14 protein-coding genes are annotated in these 15,526 nt (G+C 57.0%); 11 read left to right on the top strand and 3 right to left on the bottom strand.

Going from position 1 to position 15,526, the window contains the following annotated elements:
• Positions 1-52: 52 nt before the first annotated feature.
• The gene (gene mnmC / locus HMPREF3142_RS24955) at positions 53-2,041 is read right to left on the bottom strand and encodes a bifunctional tRNA (5-methylaminomethyl-2-thiouridine)(34)-methyltransferase MnmC2/FAD-dependent 5-carboxymethylaminomethyl-2-thiouridine(34) oxidoreductase MnmC1 (protein WP_008803914.1); all 1,989 of its coding nucleotides are present in this window, start codon (positions 2,039-2,041) and stop codon (positions 53-55) included.
• Between the two features lie 158 nt (positions 2,042-2,199).
• On the opposite strand from mnmC, the gene fabB reads away from it, so the two are divergent.
• The gene (gene fabB, locus HMPREF3142_RS24950; protein WP_008803915.1) at positions 2,200-3,420 is read left to right on the top strand and encodes a beta-ketoacyl-ACP synthase I; all 1,221 of its coding nucleotides are present in this window, start codon (positions 2,200-2,202) and stop codon (positions 3,418-3,420) included.
• Between the two features lie 209 nt (positions 3,421-3,629).
• Positions 3,630-4,811, top strand: coding sequence for an MFS transporter (locus HMPREF3142_RS24945; RefSeq protein ID WP_070612837.1), 1,182 nt, complete (start codon positions 3,630-3,632; stop codon positions 4,809-4,811).
• 1 nt (position 4,812) lies between these two features.
• Here the strand turns inward: HMPREF3142_RS24945 and HMPREF3142_RS24940 are convergent, their stop codons facing one another.
• Positions 4,813-5,550, bottom strand: a complete 738-nt coding sequence (locus tag HMPREF3142_RS24940) for a GntR family transcriptional regulator (RefSeq protein ID WP_012540966.1) — start codon at positions 5,548-5,550, stop codon at positions 4,813-4,815.
• Positions 5,551-5,745: 195 nt separating this feature from the next.
• On the opposite strand from HMPREF3142_RS24940, the gene HMPREF3142_RS24935 reads away from it, so the two are divergent.
• The 4 genes from HMPREF3142_RS24935 to HMPREF3142_RS24920 all read left to right on the top strand — a co-directional run bounded on the left by HMPREF3142_RS24935 (position 5,746) and on the right by HMPREF3142_RS24920 (position 9,547).
• Entirely contained in the window at positions 5,746-6,060 is a 315-nt protein-coding gene (locus HMPREF3142_RS24935; RefSeq protein ID WP_022066023.1) for a PTS sugar transporter subunit IIB, read from the top strand.
• Between the two features lie 108 nt (positions 6,061-6,168).
• Entirely contained in the window at positions 6,169-7,515 is a 1,347-nt protein-coding gene (locus HMPREF3142_RS24930; protein WP_032730862.1) for a PTS sugar transporter subunit IIC, read from the top strand.
• Positions 7,502-7,813, top strand: a complete 312-nt coding sequence (locus HMPREF3142_RS24925; RefSeq protein ID WP_023340577.1) for a PTS lactose/cellobiose transporter subunit IIA — start codon at positions 7,502-7,504, stop codon at positions 7,811-7,813. The genes HMPREF3142_RS24930 and HMPREF3142_RS24925 overlap by 14 nt, the downstream gene beginning before the upstream one ends.
• 60 nt (positions 7,814-7,873) lie before the next feature.
• Positions 7,874-9,547, top strand: coding sequence for a carbohydrate porin (locus tag HMPREF3142_RS24920; RefSeq protein ID WP_046621451.1), 1,674 nt, complete (start codon positions 7,874-7,876; stop codon positions 9,545-9,547).
• A gap of 58 nt (positions 9,548-9,605) precedes the next feature.
• Here HMPREF3142_RS24920 and flk read toward each other — a convergent pair whose 3' ends face one another.
• Positions 9,606-10,586 carry a flagella biosynthesis regulator Flk gene (flk, locus tag HMPREF3142_RS24915; RefSeq protein ID WP_048271941.1) on the bottom strand — a complete coding sequence of 327 codons (981 nt, stop codon included), beginning with the start codon at positions 10,584-10,586 and terminating at the stop codon, positions 9,606-9,608.
• Positions 10,587-10,696: 110 nt separating this feature from the next.
• On the opposite strand from flk, the gene pdxB reads away from it, so the two are divergent.
• The 5 genes from pdxB to accD all read left to right on the top strand — a co-directional run bounded on the left by pdxB (position 10,697) and on the right by accD (position 15,515).
• On the top strand, positions 10,697-11,833 hold the full coding sequence (gene pdxB / locus HMPREF3142_RS24910; RefSeq protein WP_063266736.1) for a 4-phosphoerythronate dehydrogenase PdxB: 1,137 nt from the start codon (positions 10,697-10,699) through the stop codon (positions 11,831-11,833).
• Between the two features lie 63 nt (positions 11,834-11,896).
• Positions 11,897-12,910: an aspartate-semialdehyde dehydrogenase gene (locus HMPREF3142_RS24905; protein WP_012967501.1), complete on the top strand. Its 1,014-nt coding sequence runs from the start codon at positions 11,897-11,899 to the stop codon at positions 12,908-12,910.
• Positions 12,910-13,722, top strand: coding sequence for a tRNA pseudouridine(38-40) synthase TruA (gene truA, locus HMPREF3142_RS24900; RefSeq protein ID WP_008803925.1), 813 nt, complete (start codon positions 12,910-12,912; stop codon positions 13,720-13,722). The genes HMPREF3142_RS24905 and truA overlap by 1 nt, the downstream gene beginning before the upstream one ends.
• Positions 13,723-13,748: 26 nt before the next feature.
• A complete protein-coding gene (locus HMPREF3142_RS24895) occupies positions 13,749-14,408 on the top strand; it encodes a DedA family protein (protein WP_008803926.1) in 660 nt (219 codons plus the stop codon).
• Between the two features lie 186 nt (positions 14,409-14,594).
• Entirely contained in the window at positions 14,595-15,515 is a 921-nt protein-coding gene (gene accD / locus HMPREF3142_RS24890) for an acetyl-CoA carboxylase, carboxyltransferase subunit beta (RefSeq protein WP_002913220.1), read from the top strand.
• Positions 15,516-15,526: the final 11 nt, after the last annotated feature.

Here is a 15,526-nt window from a genome sequence, read left to right as displayed (position 1 = left end):
TAGCCCGGGTCAGGCGTCAGCCGTACCCGGGAAATTGCCTGCCCTCATGGTTTTATTTCACCGCTTTTCCCTTCAGCAGTTTTCTCACCCACAGCCGATTCGGATTCAGCGCCGCCAGAGTATCGCTATCCAGCGGCAGCGGTTCACCGCTCATCTGCGCCGCCAGCAGCTCAGCGCTTAACGGCGCGGTGCAGAGTCCCCGCGATCCGAGCGCCCCAAGCATAAACAGGTTACGACAGACCGGCGCGCGACCGGCGTGATCCAGCTGTTCGTGGAGGCTGGCGTATTGCGTCAATGTTGCCTCATAGTCTGGCACGTTGCCGACCATTGGCAGGTGATCGCGGGTGGCGCAGCGCACGCCGCAGCGGGCGGCATTGGCGCTGATATCCACGTCCAGCGTCCACTCCGCGTTCGGGAAACAGTCGATCAACCGTTGCCGGTTGTGCTGCTGATCTTCCTCGCTGAAGGTGGTGTCGGTCTTCCCGCGATGGTAGCTGGCGCCAATACAGTGCTGCTGATTTTGCGGATTATGCGGCGTCAGGTAGCCATCGTAGCACAGCACCTGGCGCAGGGCGGAAAGCCGCGGGGTGGTAGGTATATGACTGACCTGGCCGCCAACAGGGTAGACCGGCAGCTGCGCGGTTTGCGCAAAATCCGCGATGCTGTGGCCGTTCGCCAGCACCACCGCCTGATGATTGCGCTGCTGATTGAGCAGCCAGCCATCGCCCTCCGCGCTGAGCGTTTCAACGTGATAACCATAGTGCACGTGCAGTCCGCGAGTTGCCGCCAGCGCCAGCAATTCGGCGGTGAGCTGCTGCGGGCACAGCCAGCCGCCGGCCGGATAAGTGATGCCGCCGCAGCCGGTATCGACGCCGGTCAACCCGACAACCTGTTCCGCCGTCACCGCGCAGGCGATGTCCGGAGGTAAATTCAGCGCCAGCATCTGGGCGATTTTGTGCGCGCTTTTTTCATCCCAGCCGAGCTGGGTGACACCGCACCATTGATGATCGAACATCACCGGCAGCGCGTCATACATTCGGCGGGCGAAGGTAAAGGCTGCCGGGAAAAAGCGCGCCAGCGCCGGATCGTGCTGGCTTAACAGCGGATACAGCGCACCCTGGCGATTGCCGGAGGCGCCCTGCGCCGGGGCGTCGTCGGCGCAGTAGAGGGTCACCTGCCAGCCGCGGCGCAGCAGCGCGAGGGAGAGCAGGGCGCTGGCGATCCCGCCGCCGATGATGGCTACCTCGCGGGCATCGCTGCTACTGCGAGCGAACCAGGGGACGCGCGCAGGAAAGCTCAGCGTTTGCGCCATCTCGCCGGTCAGCATCTCCCGCTTGCGGCCGAAGCCTTTGCTTTTACGCATGGTAAAGCCGGCCTCCTGCAGGCCGCGGCGGACAAACCCTGCGGAGGTAAAGGTGGCCAGCGTCCCGCCGGGCCGCGCCAGACGTGCCATGGCATTGAACAGATCCTGGGTCCACATGTCGGGATTTTTGGCCGGGGCAAAGCCGTCAAGAAACCAGGCGTCCACCTGCTGGTTCAGCGAATCATCCAGCTCCCTGGTCAGCTCATTGATATCGCCAAACCACAAATCGAGCGTCACCCGCCCGCCGTCGAGCAGCAGACGATGGCATCCGCCGAAGGCCGACGGCCATTGCGCCTGCAGCTGGTGCGCCCACGGAGCCAGCTCTGGCCAGCGCTGGTGCGCCAGGCGGAGATCCTCAGCCTTTAACGGATATTTTTCAAAACTGATGAAATGTAACCTTTGCAGGGTAACGTCCGGGTTATCACGAACAAAAACGTCAAACGCCTGCCACAGGGTGAGGAAATTGAGCCCGGTACCGAAGCCGCTCTCCGCGACGATCATCAGCGGGCGAGGGTGGCTGGCGAAACGCTCCGGCAGGCGATTTCCACCGAGAAAAACGTAGCGAGTCTCTTCCAGACCGTTGTCATTGGAAAAGTAAACATCGTCGAAATCTCGGGAAACAGGTGTACCCTCAGCGTTGAATTCCAGGTTGGCGGGTTGTATGGCGTTTTGTTTCACGTAAGTTACTCGAATCACAAGGCGTAGCACGATCTTAACGATGTGTGCCTGAGGGCGCAAATTTATACACAAAATGTCTGATCGGACTTGTTCGGCGTACAAGTGTACGCTATTGTGCGACACGAAACTTAAAATAGTGCGACTTACAGAGGTATTTAATGAAACGTGCAGTGATTACTGGCTTGGGCATCGTTTCCAGCATCGGTAATAACCAGCAGGAAGTCCTGGCATCTCTGCGTGAAGGACGTTCAGGGATCACTTTCTCTCAGGAGCTTAAAGATTCAGGGATGCGCAGCCACGTATGGGGCAACGTCAAACTGGATACCACTGGCCTCATTGACCGCAAAGTAGTGCGCTTTATGAGCGACGCTTCTATCTATGCTTACCTGTCCATGGAACAGGCCGTTGCCGACGCAGGTCTGGCGCCGGAAGCATACCAGAGCAACCCGCGTGTTGGCCTGATCGCAGGCTCCGGCGGCGGCTCCCCGAAATTCCAGGTCTTCGGCGCTGATGCCATGCGTAGCCCGCGTGGTCTGAAAGCCGTGGGCCCGTATGTAGTCACGAAAGCGATGGCTTCCGGCGTTTCCGCCTGCCTCGCTACGCCGTTCAAAATCCACGGCGTTAACTACTCCATCAGCTCGGCCTGCGCCACTTCCGCTCATTGTATTGGTAACGCGGTAGAGCAGATCCAGCTGGGCAAACAGGACATCGTCTTTGCCGGCGGCGGCGAAGAGCTGTGCTGGGAAATGGCCTGCGAGTTCGACGCCATGGGCGCACTGTCCACCAAATACAACGACACCCCGGAAAAAGCGTCCCGTACTTATGATGCGAACCGTGATGGCTTCGTTATCGCCGGCGGCGGCGGTATGGTCGTGGTGGAAGAACTGGAACACGCCCTGGCGCGTGGCGCGCACATCTATGCCGAAATCGTCGGCTACGGCGCAACTTCCGATGGCGCTGACATGGTCGCCCCGTCTGGTGAAGGCGCAGTGCGCTGCATGCAGATGGCGATGCACGGTGTTGATACGCCGATCGATTACCTGAACTCCCACGGTACGTCTACTCCGGTCGGCGACGTGAAAGAGCTGGGCGCCATCCGCGAAGTGTTCGGCGACAACAGCCCGGCTATCTCGGCAACCAAAGCGATGACCGGCCACTCGCTGGGCGCGGCGGGCGTACAGGAAGCCATCTACTCCCTGCTGATGCTGGAGCACGGCTTTATCGCGCCGAGCATCAACGTCGAAGAGCTGGACGAGCAGGCTGCCGGCCTGAACATCGTCACCAAACCGACTGACGCTAAGCTGACCACCGTGATGTCCAACAGCTTCGGCTTCGGCGGCACCAACGCCACGCTGGTGATGCGTAAATACAACGCCTAATCAGTATGCGAAGTGCAGAGGGGAGCCACCGGCTCCCCTTTTTTGTTATCTTGACAGGGTAAGGGCCTGCAGGCACACTGCTGGCGGATCCATTAGTCTCTCCACTAATGCGTAAGCGTTTAACGTCAACCAACGCGCCTTAACCCTGATAATCAGGTGGAGGGGGCGTGTCGCTTTGCTCGCCTTACTCTGCGAATCTGGAGTAATGCATGTCCGCAGTTACTGAAACAACATCCCATTCTTCGGCGAATTTTTCGCTTTTCCGTATTACGTTTGCCGTCTTTTTGACCTACATGACCGTTGGTTTGCCGCTGCCGGTGATCCCGCTCTTTGTCCATCAGGAGCTGGGATTTGGCAACACCGTGGTTGGCGTGGCGGTAGGGATCCAGTTCCTCGCCACCGTTCTGACCCGGGGGTACGCCGGCCGCCTGGCAGACCAGTACGGCGCTAAACGCTCCGTCCTGCAAGGGATGCTGGCCTGCGCCCTGGCGGGCGCGGCATGGCTGGCCGCTGCGCTGTTGCCGCTGCCGGTGCTCGCCAGGCTTGGCCTGCTGCTGCTGGGCCGCCTGATCCTCGGGTTTGGCGAAAGCCAGCTGCTGACCGGTAACCTGAGCTGGGGGATGGGGCTGGTGGGGCCGGCCCGCTCCGGCAAAGTCATGTCATGGAATGGTATGGCGATGTACGGTTCGCTGGCGGTGGGCGCCCCGCTGGGATTATTGATCTATAGCCATTTCGGCGTGGCGGTGCTGGCCTGCGTCACCATGGGTTTACCGCTCGTTGCCTGGCTTATTAACGGTACCGTGCGCAAAGTGGCGGCTCACGGTGGCGAGCGGCCTTCATTATGGAGCGTCATCGGCATGATCTGGCGGCCAGGCATTGGCCTGGGCCTGCAGGGCGTTGGTTTTGCGGTGATCGGCACCTTCGTTTCCCTCTATTTCGCCAGCCATAGCTGGCCGATGGCCGGCTTTACCCTGACGGCGTTTGGCGGCGCCTTCGTCGTGATGCGTATTCTGTTTGGCTGGATGCCGGACCGGTTTGGCGGCGTCAGGGTGGCGATGGTTTCGCTGCTGATAGAGGCGGTTGGTCTGACCCTGCTGGGGCTGGCGCCGAATGCCTGGCTGGCGCTGGCCGGTGCGACGCTAACCGGATGCGGTTGCTCACTGATTTTCCCGTCGCTCGGCGTGGAGGTGGTGAAGCGCGTTCCGGCGCAGGTGCGCGGCACCGCGCTCGGCGGCTATGCGGCCTTTCAGGACATCTCCTATGGCCTGACCGGGCCGCTGACCGGCCTGCTGGCGACCTCGCTGGGCTACTCGTCGGTGTTCCTTGCCGGCGCCCTCTGCGCGGCGCTGGGGATCCTCGTCACCCTCGTCTCTTTTCGCCGCCCGGGTTAAGTTATTGTCCGGTCTTGCTTGCGGGCAGACCGGACGCCGTCTGTCGCGGCAGATAATACTTCACCTGGAATTCAAACATATTGGTATACAGAATGGAATAATCGATAGGCTGGTGGTGTTCATCAATCGCCTGCGTCTGCATGCGGATAATCGGATCTTTAGCGCTGATATGCAGGAGGGTTGCCAGCTCAGGCGTTGGGAGCACCGGCACTATTGATTCGTAACATCCATTTATTCTTACCCCACATTCGTTTTCTATATATGAAAACTTCGATTTCTTCATATGCGCGATGGTCAGATCGGGAAAACGGGTCGCGGAGAGCCAGGTTTCTTCTAATTGCATGGCAATATTATCGATAAAACGTAATCTCTTAGCATAATATACCGCTTCGCCATGCTGCAATTGCAGTCCACGGGCAATTTCCTCCGACGCTGGCTGTAACTCGAATTTGAGGATCTGGCTGGAGGGCGTTTTCCCCTGATTACGGGCAATTTCGGTAAAACTGTCTAAGTGTGTCACCGACGCCTGGAAATGCTTATTTCTAATCCATGTCCCTGAGCCATGTCGGCGTTCGATTAAACCATCCTCTTCCAGGGTTTTCAGCGCCTTACGTAACGTATTGCGCGAAACATCATAAAGTTCTGCCAACTCTTTTTCGGCCGGCAGAAGATCGCCAATGTTGTAGAACGGGCTATTAATTTTGTTTTTAAGCAAATTGACGATATTTTTGTAAACCACTTTTGAACCTCCACAATCCCTTTGGAAACATGGGCTTGCTAACGTATGTTGTTAAATACAGGGCAAGACGTTCATTTTTTGCTTTGCTTCTGCACCACTTTGGTATGGCTAACTGTGATCAAAACCGCGGTTAAGAAAATTAACAATTATTAAAGTGCTCGTCAATTGAGGTCATAAATAAAACAGGAAGGGGTAATGCAAAATATATTATTAGTGTGTGCGGCGGGAATGTCGACCAGTATGCTGGTGAAACGCATGCTGGAGCAGGCTGAAAATATTAAGGCTCAGGTTAATATCAATGCGCTGGCCATTTCTGAAGCTAAAGAAAAAATTAAGAACAATGAAGTAGATGTCGTCCTTTTGGGACCACAGGTCCGCTTTCAAAAAAAGGAAATAGAAGAGGTGGCTCAGGGAAAAATACCCGTGGCGGTGATTGATATGAAATATTATGGGCAAATGGACGGTAAAGCTGTTCTGGAAAGTGCGCTGGCATTATTGGCAAACCAATAGTTTTCTCATTTATCCCCGTTATCGTGTGGGTACTTTCGTTGCTGCCCTGGGCTGCTGCGGCTAAAAAACACGATGACGTTAATAAATTATTATGAATAAGGGTTCGTCATGAGTTTCATGGATACCTTTGAGCGCGGCATGGAAAAAATCCTCGTGCCTGTCGCGATTAAGTTAAATTCTCAGATCCACGTTTCAGCGATTCGCGATGCGTTTATTCTTTCGTTTCCCATCGTCATGGCCAGTTCGCTGATTATTCTTATCAACTTTGCTATTTTGTCGCCTGACGGATTTATCGCCAGTATTCTGCATTTAGGGGCGATATTCCCCCACCTCGCGGAGGCGCAGCAGATTTTCACCCCGGTAATGAACGGTTCGGTCAATATTATGGCGATATTGATCACCTTTCTGGTGGCGCGCAATATGGCGATCAGCTATCAGCAGGACGATCTCCTGTGCGGCCTGACGGCGATCGGCGCCTTTTTTGTGGTGTACACGCCTTATACCATCATTGATGGCCAGGCCTATCTGGCGACCAAATATCTTGGCCCGCAGGGGTTGTTTGTGGCGATTATCGTCGCGCTGATTTCCAGCGAACTCTTTTGCCGCCTGGCGCGCAACCCAAGGGTGACCATCACGATGCCGGCTGCGGTGCCGCCGGCGGTGGCGCGTTCCTTTAAGGTGTTGTTGCCGATCTTCTTCGTGATGATCTTCTTTTCGATCCTCAACTATTTGTTGACGCGTATTTCGCCTAACGGCCTTAACGATCTGATCTATACCCTTATTCAGGCGCCGCTGAAGGATATGGGGACCAACATCGTGACGGTTCTGGTGCTGGGGCTGGTAGCGAATTTCCTGTGGGTGCTGGGGATCCATGGTCCGAACACCGTGGCCGCCATCCGCGAGACCATCTTCTCGGAAGCCAACCTCGAAAACCTCTCCTATGCCGCCTCGCATGGCAGCACCTGGGGGGCACCGTACCCCATTACCTGGACTGGCATCAACGATGCGTTTGCCAACTGCGGCGGGTCGGGTATGACGCTGGGCCTGTTACTGGCCATCTTTATTGCCTCACGGCGCAAAGATTATCGTGACCTGGCAAAAATGGCCTTCGTGCCGGGCCTGTTTAACATCAATGAACCGGTGATGTTTGGCCTGCCGATTGTGCTTAACCCTATCCTGGTGATCCCGTTTATTCTGGTGCCGTTTGTGAATTCATTGATCGGTTATTTCTTTATTAGCATGGAGTTTATTCCGCCGATTGCTTACGCCGTACCCTGGACCACGCCCGGGCCGCTTATCGCCTTCTTTGGCACCGGCGGCAACTGGCTGGCGCTGTTTGTCGGCATTCTGTGCCTCGCGGTTTCAACACTCATTTACTTACCGTTTGTGATTGCCGCTAACAAGGTCAATACCGCGGCGGCGACCGACCAGGAGGATGGCGATGTTTGCAGATGAAAGTACGGTCATGGAGTTGCTGATTTATGCTGGTCAGGCGCGATCAGACGCCATGGAGGCGATTGCCGCCTCCCGGCAGCGGGAATGGGGGCGGGCAGCGGATTTGATGGCCAGCTCGGAAGCGGCCTGTCGGGCAGCGCATAAGATCCAAACGGCGTTGATAGGTCAGGACGAAGGCTGCGGAAAAATCACCGTTAACCTTATTCTGGTGCACGCCCAGGATCACTTAATGACCGCGATGCTGTGCCAGGATTTAGCCAAAGAAATTATTGCCCTGCGCCAGGAGCGCTCTGCCTGATTTACCCGCCTTCAGCCGTTCTGGCTGAAGGCCAATTATAACAATATGTAAAGGTACCCTATGTATTCAAGTCAATTGAAGGTGAGCTTATTGTCTTTATCGGTACTGCTGGCTATTTCGACAAGTGATGTGATGGCGGCTAAATTAACCATTGAACAGCGTCTGGAATTACTGGAGTCTGAACTGTCGGCGAATAAAAAAGAGCTACAAAAAACGCAATCACAATTATCGACCTATAAAGGTAAGGTGGCCGAATTACAAAAAAGTATTAAGGAGAATGAAAAACGTCATGTCACGACGGGTTATCCGACAACAACGTCGCCGGTGGCGGAAAATATAGCCAATGAAAATAATGAACTGAGTAAAAAGGCGGCTCCGGTGCAGGTGAAAGCCACTCAGCAGGTGGCGGTTATTGATACCGAAGGCCAGAAGCCGAAACTGGAAAGCGTCACCCTGAAGGACATCAGTAAATTTGTTAAAGATGATATTGGCTTTAGCTACCAGGGGTACTTCCGTTCCGGCTGGGGAACATCAAATCACGGATCGTCGCAGACCTACGCCCCCGGCTCGCTGGGTCGTTTCGGTAATGAAATGAGTGGCTGGTTCGACTTAACGTTGAATCAGCGGGTCTATAACCAGGATGGCAAAACGGCGAATGCCGTTGTGACGTACGACGGTAACGTCGGCGAGCAGTATAACGACGCCTGGTTTGCTGGCCAGGATACCGACAGCATTTTGCAGTTTAGTGATATTTACCTGACCACCAAAGGCTTCCTGCCGTTCGCGCCAGAGGCGGATTTCTGGGTCGGCAAACATAAACTGCCCGAGTATGAAATTCAGATGCTGGACTGGAAGTCACTGACCACCGACGTTGCGGCCGGGGTCGGGATCCAGAACTGGGCGCTGGGGGGTGGCCAGCTGGATGCGTCCGTCAGCCGGAACGACGTCGACGTATATTCTCGTGATTTTACGCAAACCACCCAGATGAACACCAACTCAGTCGACCTGCGCTATCGCAATATTCCCCTGTGGCAGTCGGGGTCTCTGTCGCTAATGGGCAAATATGCGTTCGCGAATAAAAATGACGAGCAGGAGAGAAACGAGGATAACAACAGCTACTTCCGGTTCAAAGATACCTGGATGGCCACCGCCATTATTCGTCAGGAGCTGGAGCGCAAGGGCTTTAACGAATTTACGCTGCAGGTGGCGAACAACTCGTACGCCAGCAGTTTCGCCAACTTCTCCGGCGCCAGTAACTCCATGGCCAGCGGACGCTATTACTATGGCGATCATACCAACGGCGTGGCCTGGCGTCTGATCTCGCAGGGGGAAATGTATCTCGCCGATCGCATTATCATGGCCAATTCGCTGGTGTGGGCCCATGGCAATGATGTGTATAGCTATGAAAGCGGAGCGCACAGCGATTTCGACAGCCTGCGCGCGGTGATCCGCCCGGCGTGGATATGGGACACCTGGAACCAGACCGGGGTCGAGCTGGGGTGGTTTACCCAGAAAAACAACACCCGTCAGGGCGACGATCTGCAGGAGTCAGCGTATAAAACGACGCTGTACCATGCGCTGAAGGTTGGGCCGAGCCTGCTGGGGTCACGTCCTGAAATTCGCTTTTATGGTACGTATATCAATATTCTCGATAACCAGTTGTCGCAGTTTGCGTTCAACGACGACAGCAAAGATGAGTTTATGGTTGGCGTTCAGGCCGAGGTGTGGTGGTAACCGGCAAATCACTTAACGGGCGCCCGCATGAGGCGGGCGCGCTTTCCTACGGTGTGGGCTACAGCAGGAGCCAAAGCAGGAGGAGCAGGATCAGCACACCGCCCAGCGCCAGCTGCCACGGCTTAGCGGCCCACGCTCGTTTCGGCGCGGGCTTTTCCTGCGGGATGGCCAGAGTCTCCTGGGCGCGGGCTACCCGCAGCACAAACACCTTATTCAACAGCGCCAGGATCTGCGCTGGGCTCAGCGTCGTCTGCGGGGTGACCTGCCAGCTACGACGAGCAAAGTCGACAATCTTTTGCCATTCTGCGGCCTCCAGCGGCTGCTTGAGCGCACCCTGCAGCGAGGTGAGCGTGGGCGCGCTTTGCGCACTCAGCGTTTGCCGCGCCTGCAGCCAGTATGAAAGCGGCGTGAAGTGCGTCGCCGGGATAAGCTCTCCGGATTTGACGCCGCAAAGTTCCAGCATGGATTGCCAAATCAGTTTGCTCGGTTCGCCGGTGGCAGCCGCCAGCTTAGTCACCAGCTGATTGAGCGTGTTGTGCTCGGCCGGCAACAGCGGGCGCAGGGTCGGCGGGCGCTGCTGCGGCTGCGGGATCGATAGCTGGCCGCGCTGCAGCAGGTGCAGAATGTTCTCCAGCTGCGGCTGGCTTAGCGCATGCAGCGCCGTTTGCCCATAATGTTGACGAATATAATCGCTGACCGCCTGACGGTTATTGCCCTGACCCAGCAGATCGCTGAGCTGCGCCAGCGTCTGGCGATGATGATGATTATCCTGAGCGGCGGCTAAGCGCTGGTTGAGACTGGCCTCCGCGGCGCTGAAATGGCAGGCCAGCAGCGGCGTGTCGCCTTTCAGTCCGAGATCATGCTTGACGCAGGCCCACACTTCCGCATTCTGCTGCGAGGTCAGCGCCACCAGGCGCGTGATCAGTCGCTCCAGGACGGTGCGTTGCTGCATGGAAAGCGAAGGTTCGCCGGTGGCGGCAGTGCCTGATGGACCTCGCCCCGGAGGGCGGTCTGGCATATCTGCAAGGGGGTGCGTCATGATTCATCCTTTCGATATCGCAGTGCTGGAACCAGGTGATGAGTATGCCTGGCGGCCAGATTATGGCACACTTCCCCGGTTAACTCTCGTTCTCAGACAGGTACTGAACTGTGAAAATCCTCGTTGATGAAAATATGCCCTATGCCCGTGAGCTTTTTAGCCGTTTAGGCGATGTGCAAGCGGTTCCGGGGCGTCCGGTCCCGGCTGAGGCCCTGACCGATGCGGATGCCTTAATGGTACGCTCGGTCACCCGGGTCAATGAAGCATTGCTCTCCGGTAAGGCCGTTAAGTTCGTCGGCACCGCTACCGCTGGCACCGATCACGTCGATCAGGCGTGGCTGCAGCAGGCAGGGATTGGTTTCTCCGCGGCGCCCGGCTGCAACGCCATTGCGGTGGTGGAGTATGTCTTTTCATCGCTACTGATGTTGGCCGAACGCGATGGTTTCGCGCTGCGCGATCGTACCGTCGGGATCGTTGGCGTCGGCAACGTCGGTGGACGACTGCAAAAACGGCTGGAAGCGCTGGGGATCAAAACGCTGCTCTGCGATCCGCCGCGCGCCGATCGCGGAGACGAAGGCGATTTCCGCTCCCTCGATGCGCTGGTTCAGGAAGCTGATATTCTCACCTTCCATACCCCACTGTATAAAGAAGGGCCATATAAAACCCTGCATCTGGCGGATGAGTCGCTGATTAGCCGTCTGAAGCCAGGAACGATTTTGATCAACGCCTGCCGCGGACCGGTGGTAGATAACGCTGCGCTGCTGAAACGGCTGGAAGCTGGACAGCCGCTGAGCGTAGTGCTGGACGTCTGGGAGCCGGAGCCGGATCTTAACGTAGAGCTTCTTAAGCGAGTGGATATCGGTACCGCGCATATCGCCGGCTACACCCTCGAAGGGAAAGCGCGCGGGACAACGCAGGTTTTTGAAGCCTACAGCGCCTTTATCGGCCATCCGCAGCAGGTGGCGCTGGATACCCTGTTGCCAGCGCCGGAATTTGGTCGCATCACCCTGCATGGCCCGCTCGATCAGCCGACGCTAAAAAGACTGGTCCACTTGGTGTATGATGTGCGCCGCGATGATGCGCCGCTGCGGAAGGTGGCCGGCGTCGCCGGTGAATTTGACAAGCTGCGTAAAAACTATCAGGAACGCCGCGAATGGTCTTCGCTGTACGTACAGTGCAGCGATGCGCAGGCGGCGACGCTATTGCGCCAGCTCGGTTTTAACGCTGTGCATCATCCTGTTCGTTAATGTCTTCTTAATGCCCCTGCCGGATACTCCGGCAGGGCCGCTTTATTTCTGGAGTAAACCACCATGTCTGAAGGCTGGAATATTGCCGTACTGGGCGCAACGGGCGCCGTAGGCGAAGCCCTGCTCGAAACTCTTGCTGAACGCCAGTTCCCGGTGGGGGAGATTTTTGCTCTGGCGCGCAATGAAAGCGCGGGCGAACATCTGCGTTTTGGTGGCAAGTCAGTGATCGTCAAAGACGCTGCCGAGTTTGACTGGACCCAGGCCCAGTTGGCTTTCTTCGCCGCCGGCGTCGAAGCCAGCGCGGCGTATATTGAAGACGCCACCAACGCCGGGTGTCTGGTTATCGATCTCAGCGGCCTGTTTGCGCTGGAGCCAGACGTACCGCTGGTGGTGCCGGACGTGAATCCGTTCGTGTTAGGCGATTACCGCAACCGCAATCTGATTGCCGTGCCCAATAGCCTGACCAGCCAGCTGCTGACGGCGCTCAAGCCGCTTATCGACCAGGGCGGGCTGTCGCGGATCAGTGTCACCAACCTGCTCTCCGCCTCGGGGCAGGGGAAAAAAGCGGTGGATGCGCTGGCAGGGCAGAGCGCCAAGCTGCTGAACGGCATCCCCATCGATGAAGACGATTTCTTTGGCCGCCAGCTGGCGTTCAACATGCTGCCGCTGCTGCCGGATCGGGAAGGTAGCGTGCGCGAAGAGCGCCGTATCGTCGATGAAGCGCGCAAAATTCTTCAGGATGACGGGCTGATGATCTCCGCCAACGTGGTCCAGTCGCCGGTCTTCTACGGCCATGCGCAGATGGTGAACTTTGAAGCGATGCGTCCGCTGGCGGCGGAAGAGGCGCGTGACGCCTTTACCCGCGGCGAGGATATCGAACTTTCTGAAGAGGGAGAATTCCCGACCCAGGTTGGCGATGCCTCCGGCAACGCTCGTCTCTCCATCGGCTGCGTGCATAACGATTACGGCATGCCGGAGCAGATTCAGTTCTGGTCCGTCGCGGATAACGTGCGCTTCGGCGGGGCGCTGATGGCGGTGAAAATCGCCGAGAAGCTGATTGAGGAGTACCTGTACTGATGTCTGAGATGGAACAACAGCCGATCTTTAAAATCGCGCTGGGCATCGAGTACGACGGTAGCAAATATTACGGCTGGCAACGGCAAAACGAAGTGCGCAGTGTGCAGGAGAAGCTGGAAAAGGCGCTCTCGCAGGTGGCGAACGAACCGATTACCGTCTTTTGCGCTGGCCGCACCGACGCCGGTGTCCATGGCACCGGCCAGGTGGTGCATTTCGAAACCCGGGCGCAGCGTAAAGATGCCGCCTGGACGCTGGGGGTAAATGCGAATTTACCTGGTGACATCGCGGTGCGTTGGGTTAAACATGTGCCAGCGGACTTTCACGCCAGGTTCAGCGCTACGGCGCGCCGTTATCGCTACGTCATCTATAATCATCGCCTGCGCCCGGCGGTGCTAAGTCATGGCGTGACGCATTTTCACCAGCCGCTCGACGCCGAGCGCATGCAGCGCGCTGCGCAGTGTCTGCTGGGCGAGAATGACTTTACCTCGTTTCGCGCGGTACAGTGCCAGTCGCGTACCCCGTGGCGGAATGTGATGCATATTAACGTTACCCGCTACGGCGCGTATGTGGTGGTGGATATCAAAGCGAATGCCTTTGTACATCATATGGTCAGGAATATTGTGGGCAGCCTGATGGAAGTCGGGGCCGGAAACCAGCCAGAGAGCTGGATGGCAGAACTGCTGGCAGCAAAAGACAGGACGCTCGCTGCGGCAACGGCAAAAGCGGAAGGGTTGTATCTGGTGTCGGTGGATTACCCGGCCCACTATGATTTACCGGTGCTGCCAATGGGCCCGCTGTTTCTGGCGGACTAATAGAGTCATTAAGGGTAAAGACAAACATGGACTTGATTCACTTTTTAATTGATTTCATCCTGCATATTGATGTGCACCTTGCCGAACTGGTTGCCCAGTACGGCGTCTGGGTTTATGCCATTCTGTTTTTGATTCTGTTCTGCGAAACCGGGCTGGTGGTGACGCCATTCCTGCCGGGCGATTCCTTGCTGTTCGTCGCGGGCGCGCTCTCGGCGCTGCCGACGAACGATCTCAATGTTCACCTGATGGTACTGCTGATGGTCATCGCAGCCATCGTCGGCGATGCGGTCAACTACACCATTGGCCGACTGTTCGGCGAGAAGCTGTTTAGTAATCCGAACTCGAAGATTTTCCGTCGTAGCTATCTGGATAAAACCCATAGCTTCTATGAACGTCACGGCGGAAAAACCATTATCCTGGCGCGCTTTGTGCCGATAGTCCGAACCTTCGCGCCGTTTGTGGCGGGAATGGGGCATATGTCCTATCGTCATTTTGCAGCCTATAACGTGGTCGGGGCGCTGCTGTGGGTGCTGCTGTTCACCTACGCCGGCTATCTGTTTGGCGATCTGCCGGTGGTGCAGGAGAACCTGAAGCTGCTGATCGTGGCGATCATCGTCCTCTCCGTCCTGCCGGGTGTGATTGAGATCATCCGCCATAAGCGGGCGGCGTCAAAGCAGGCGAAGTAGTTCGCCCTGCGCTGCGCGTGACCGAGCATGATCGTCGCGCGCAGCGGTTTGACCACTTTTTTATCCCATGTTCCGGGATGATATGATTTAATGTGCAACATTCATGGTCTGTAAGAGGCAAAAATGGCATTATGCGCCCCTTACGACAAAACTGGCATCGACCAGGTTCAGGCAGAAAGGTTATCAATGAGCTGGATTGAACGAATTAAAAGCAACATCACTCCCACCCGCAAGGCGAGCATTCCTGAGGGTGTATGGACCAAGTGCGATAGCTGCGGTCAGGTACTCTACCGCGCCGAGCTGGAGCGCAACCTGGAGGTTTGTCCTAAGTGCGATCACCATATGCGCATGTCGGCGCGTAATCGCCTGCATAGCCTGTTGGATGAAGGTTCTCTGGTAGAACTGGGTAGCGAACTTGAGCCAAAAGATGTGCTGAAGTTCCGCGATTCAAAAAAATACAAAGACCGCCTGGCGTCCGCTCAGAAAGAGACGGGCGAGAAAGACGCGCTGGTGGTAATGAAAGGTACGCTCTACGCGATGCCGGTGGTTGCCGCCGCCTTTGAGTTCTCCTTTATGGGGGGCTCGATGGGTTCCGTCGTCGGCGCACGCTTTGTGCGCGCCGTGGAGCAGGCGCTGGAAGACAACTGCCCGCTGATCTGCTTCTCCGCCTCCGGCGGCGCCCGTATGCAGGAAGCGCTGATGTCGCTGATGCAGATGGCGAAAACCTCCGCCGCACTGGCGAAAATGCAGGAGCGCGGGCTGCCGTACATCTCCGTGCTGACCGACCCGACCATGGGCGGCGTATCGGCGAGCTTTGCGATGCTGGGCGATCTGAACATTGCCGAGCCGAAAGCGCTGATCGGCTTTGCCGGTCCTCGCGTAATTGAGCAGACCGTACGCGAGAAGCTGCCGCCGGGATTCCAGCGCAGCGAGTTTCTGATTGAAAAAGGGGCGATCGATATGATCGTTCGCCGCCCGGAAATGCGTCTCAAGCTGGCCAGCATTCTGGCGAAGCTGATGAACCTGCCGGCGCCGGTTGCCGTTTCGGAAGCGCCTCATGAAGGCGTGGTGGTGCCGCCGGCACCGGATCAGGAACCTGAGGCCTGATAAAGCAGAGG

Origin of the sequence: Klebsiella sp. HMSC16C06 (assembly GCF_001808325.1) — a bacterium.
GTDB classification, from domain to species: Bacteria; Pseudomonadota; Gammaproteobacteria; order Enterobacterales; family Enterobacteriaceae; genus Klebsiella; species Klebsiella variicola.
This window is presented reverse-complemented; position numbering and strand designations above follow the sequence as displayed.

What these genes read in the sequence shown, in the direction of transcription:
- HMPREF3142_RS24935 (WP_022066023.1), top strand. Translation starts at nt 5,746, where the DNA reads ATGCAAAATATATTATTAGTGTGTGCGGCGGGAATGTCGACCAGTATG.
- HMPREF3142_RS24925 (WP_023340577.1), top strand. Translation starts at nt 7,502, where the DNA reads ATGTTTGCAGATGAAAGTACGGTCATGGAGTTGCTGATTTATGCTGGT.
- accD (WP_002913220.1), top strand. Translation starts at nt 14,595, where the DNA reads ATGAGCTGGATTGAACGAATTAAAAGCAACATCACTCCCACCCGCAAG.
- HMPREF3142_RS24905 (WP_012967501.1), top strand. Translation starts at nt 11,897, where the DNA reads ATGTCTGAAGGCTGGAATATTGCCGTACTGGGCGCAACGGGCGCCGTA.
- flk (WP_048271941.1), bottom strand. Translation starts at nt 10,586, where the DNA reads ATGACGCACCCCCTTGCAGATATGCCAGACCGCCCTCCGGGGCGAGGT.
- truA (WP_008803925.1), top strand. Translation starts at nt 12,910, where the DNA reads ATGTCTGAGATGGAACAACAGCCGATCTTTAAAATCGCGCTGGGCATC.
- HMPREF3142_RS24945 (WP_070612837.1), top strand. Translation starts at nt 3,630, where the DNA reads ATGTCCGCAGTTACTGAAACAACATCCCATTCTTCGGCGAATTTTTCG.
- fabB (WP_008803915.1), top strand. Translation starts at nt 2,200, where the DNA reads ATGAAACGTGCAGTGATTACTGGCTTGGGCATCGTTTCCAGCATCGGT.
- HMPREF3142_RS24895 (WP_008803926.1), top strand. Translation starts at nt 13,749, where the DNA reads ATGGACTTGATTCACTTTTTAATTGATTTCATCCTGCATATTGATGTG.
- HMPREF3142_RS24920 (WP_046621451.1), top strand. Translation starts at nt 7,874, where the DNA reads ATGTATTCAAGTCAATTGAAGGTGAGCTTATTGTCTTTATCGGTACTG.
- HMPREF3142_RS24930 (WP_032730862.1), top strand. Translation starts at nt 6,169, where the DNA reads ATGAGTTTCATGGATACCTTTGAGCGCGGCATGGAAAAAATCCTCGTG.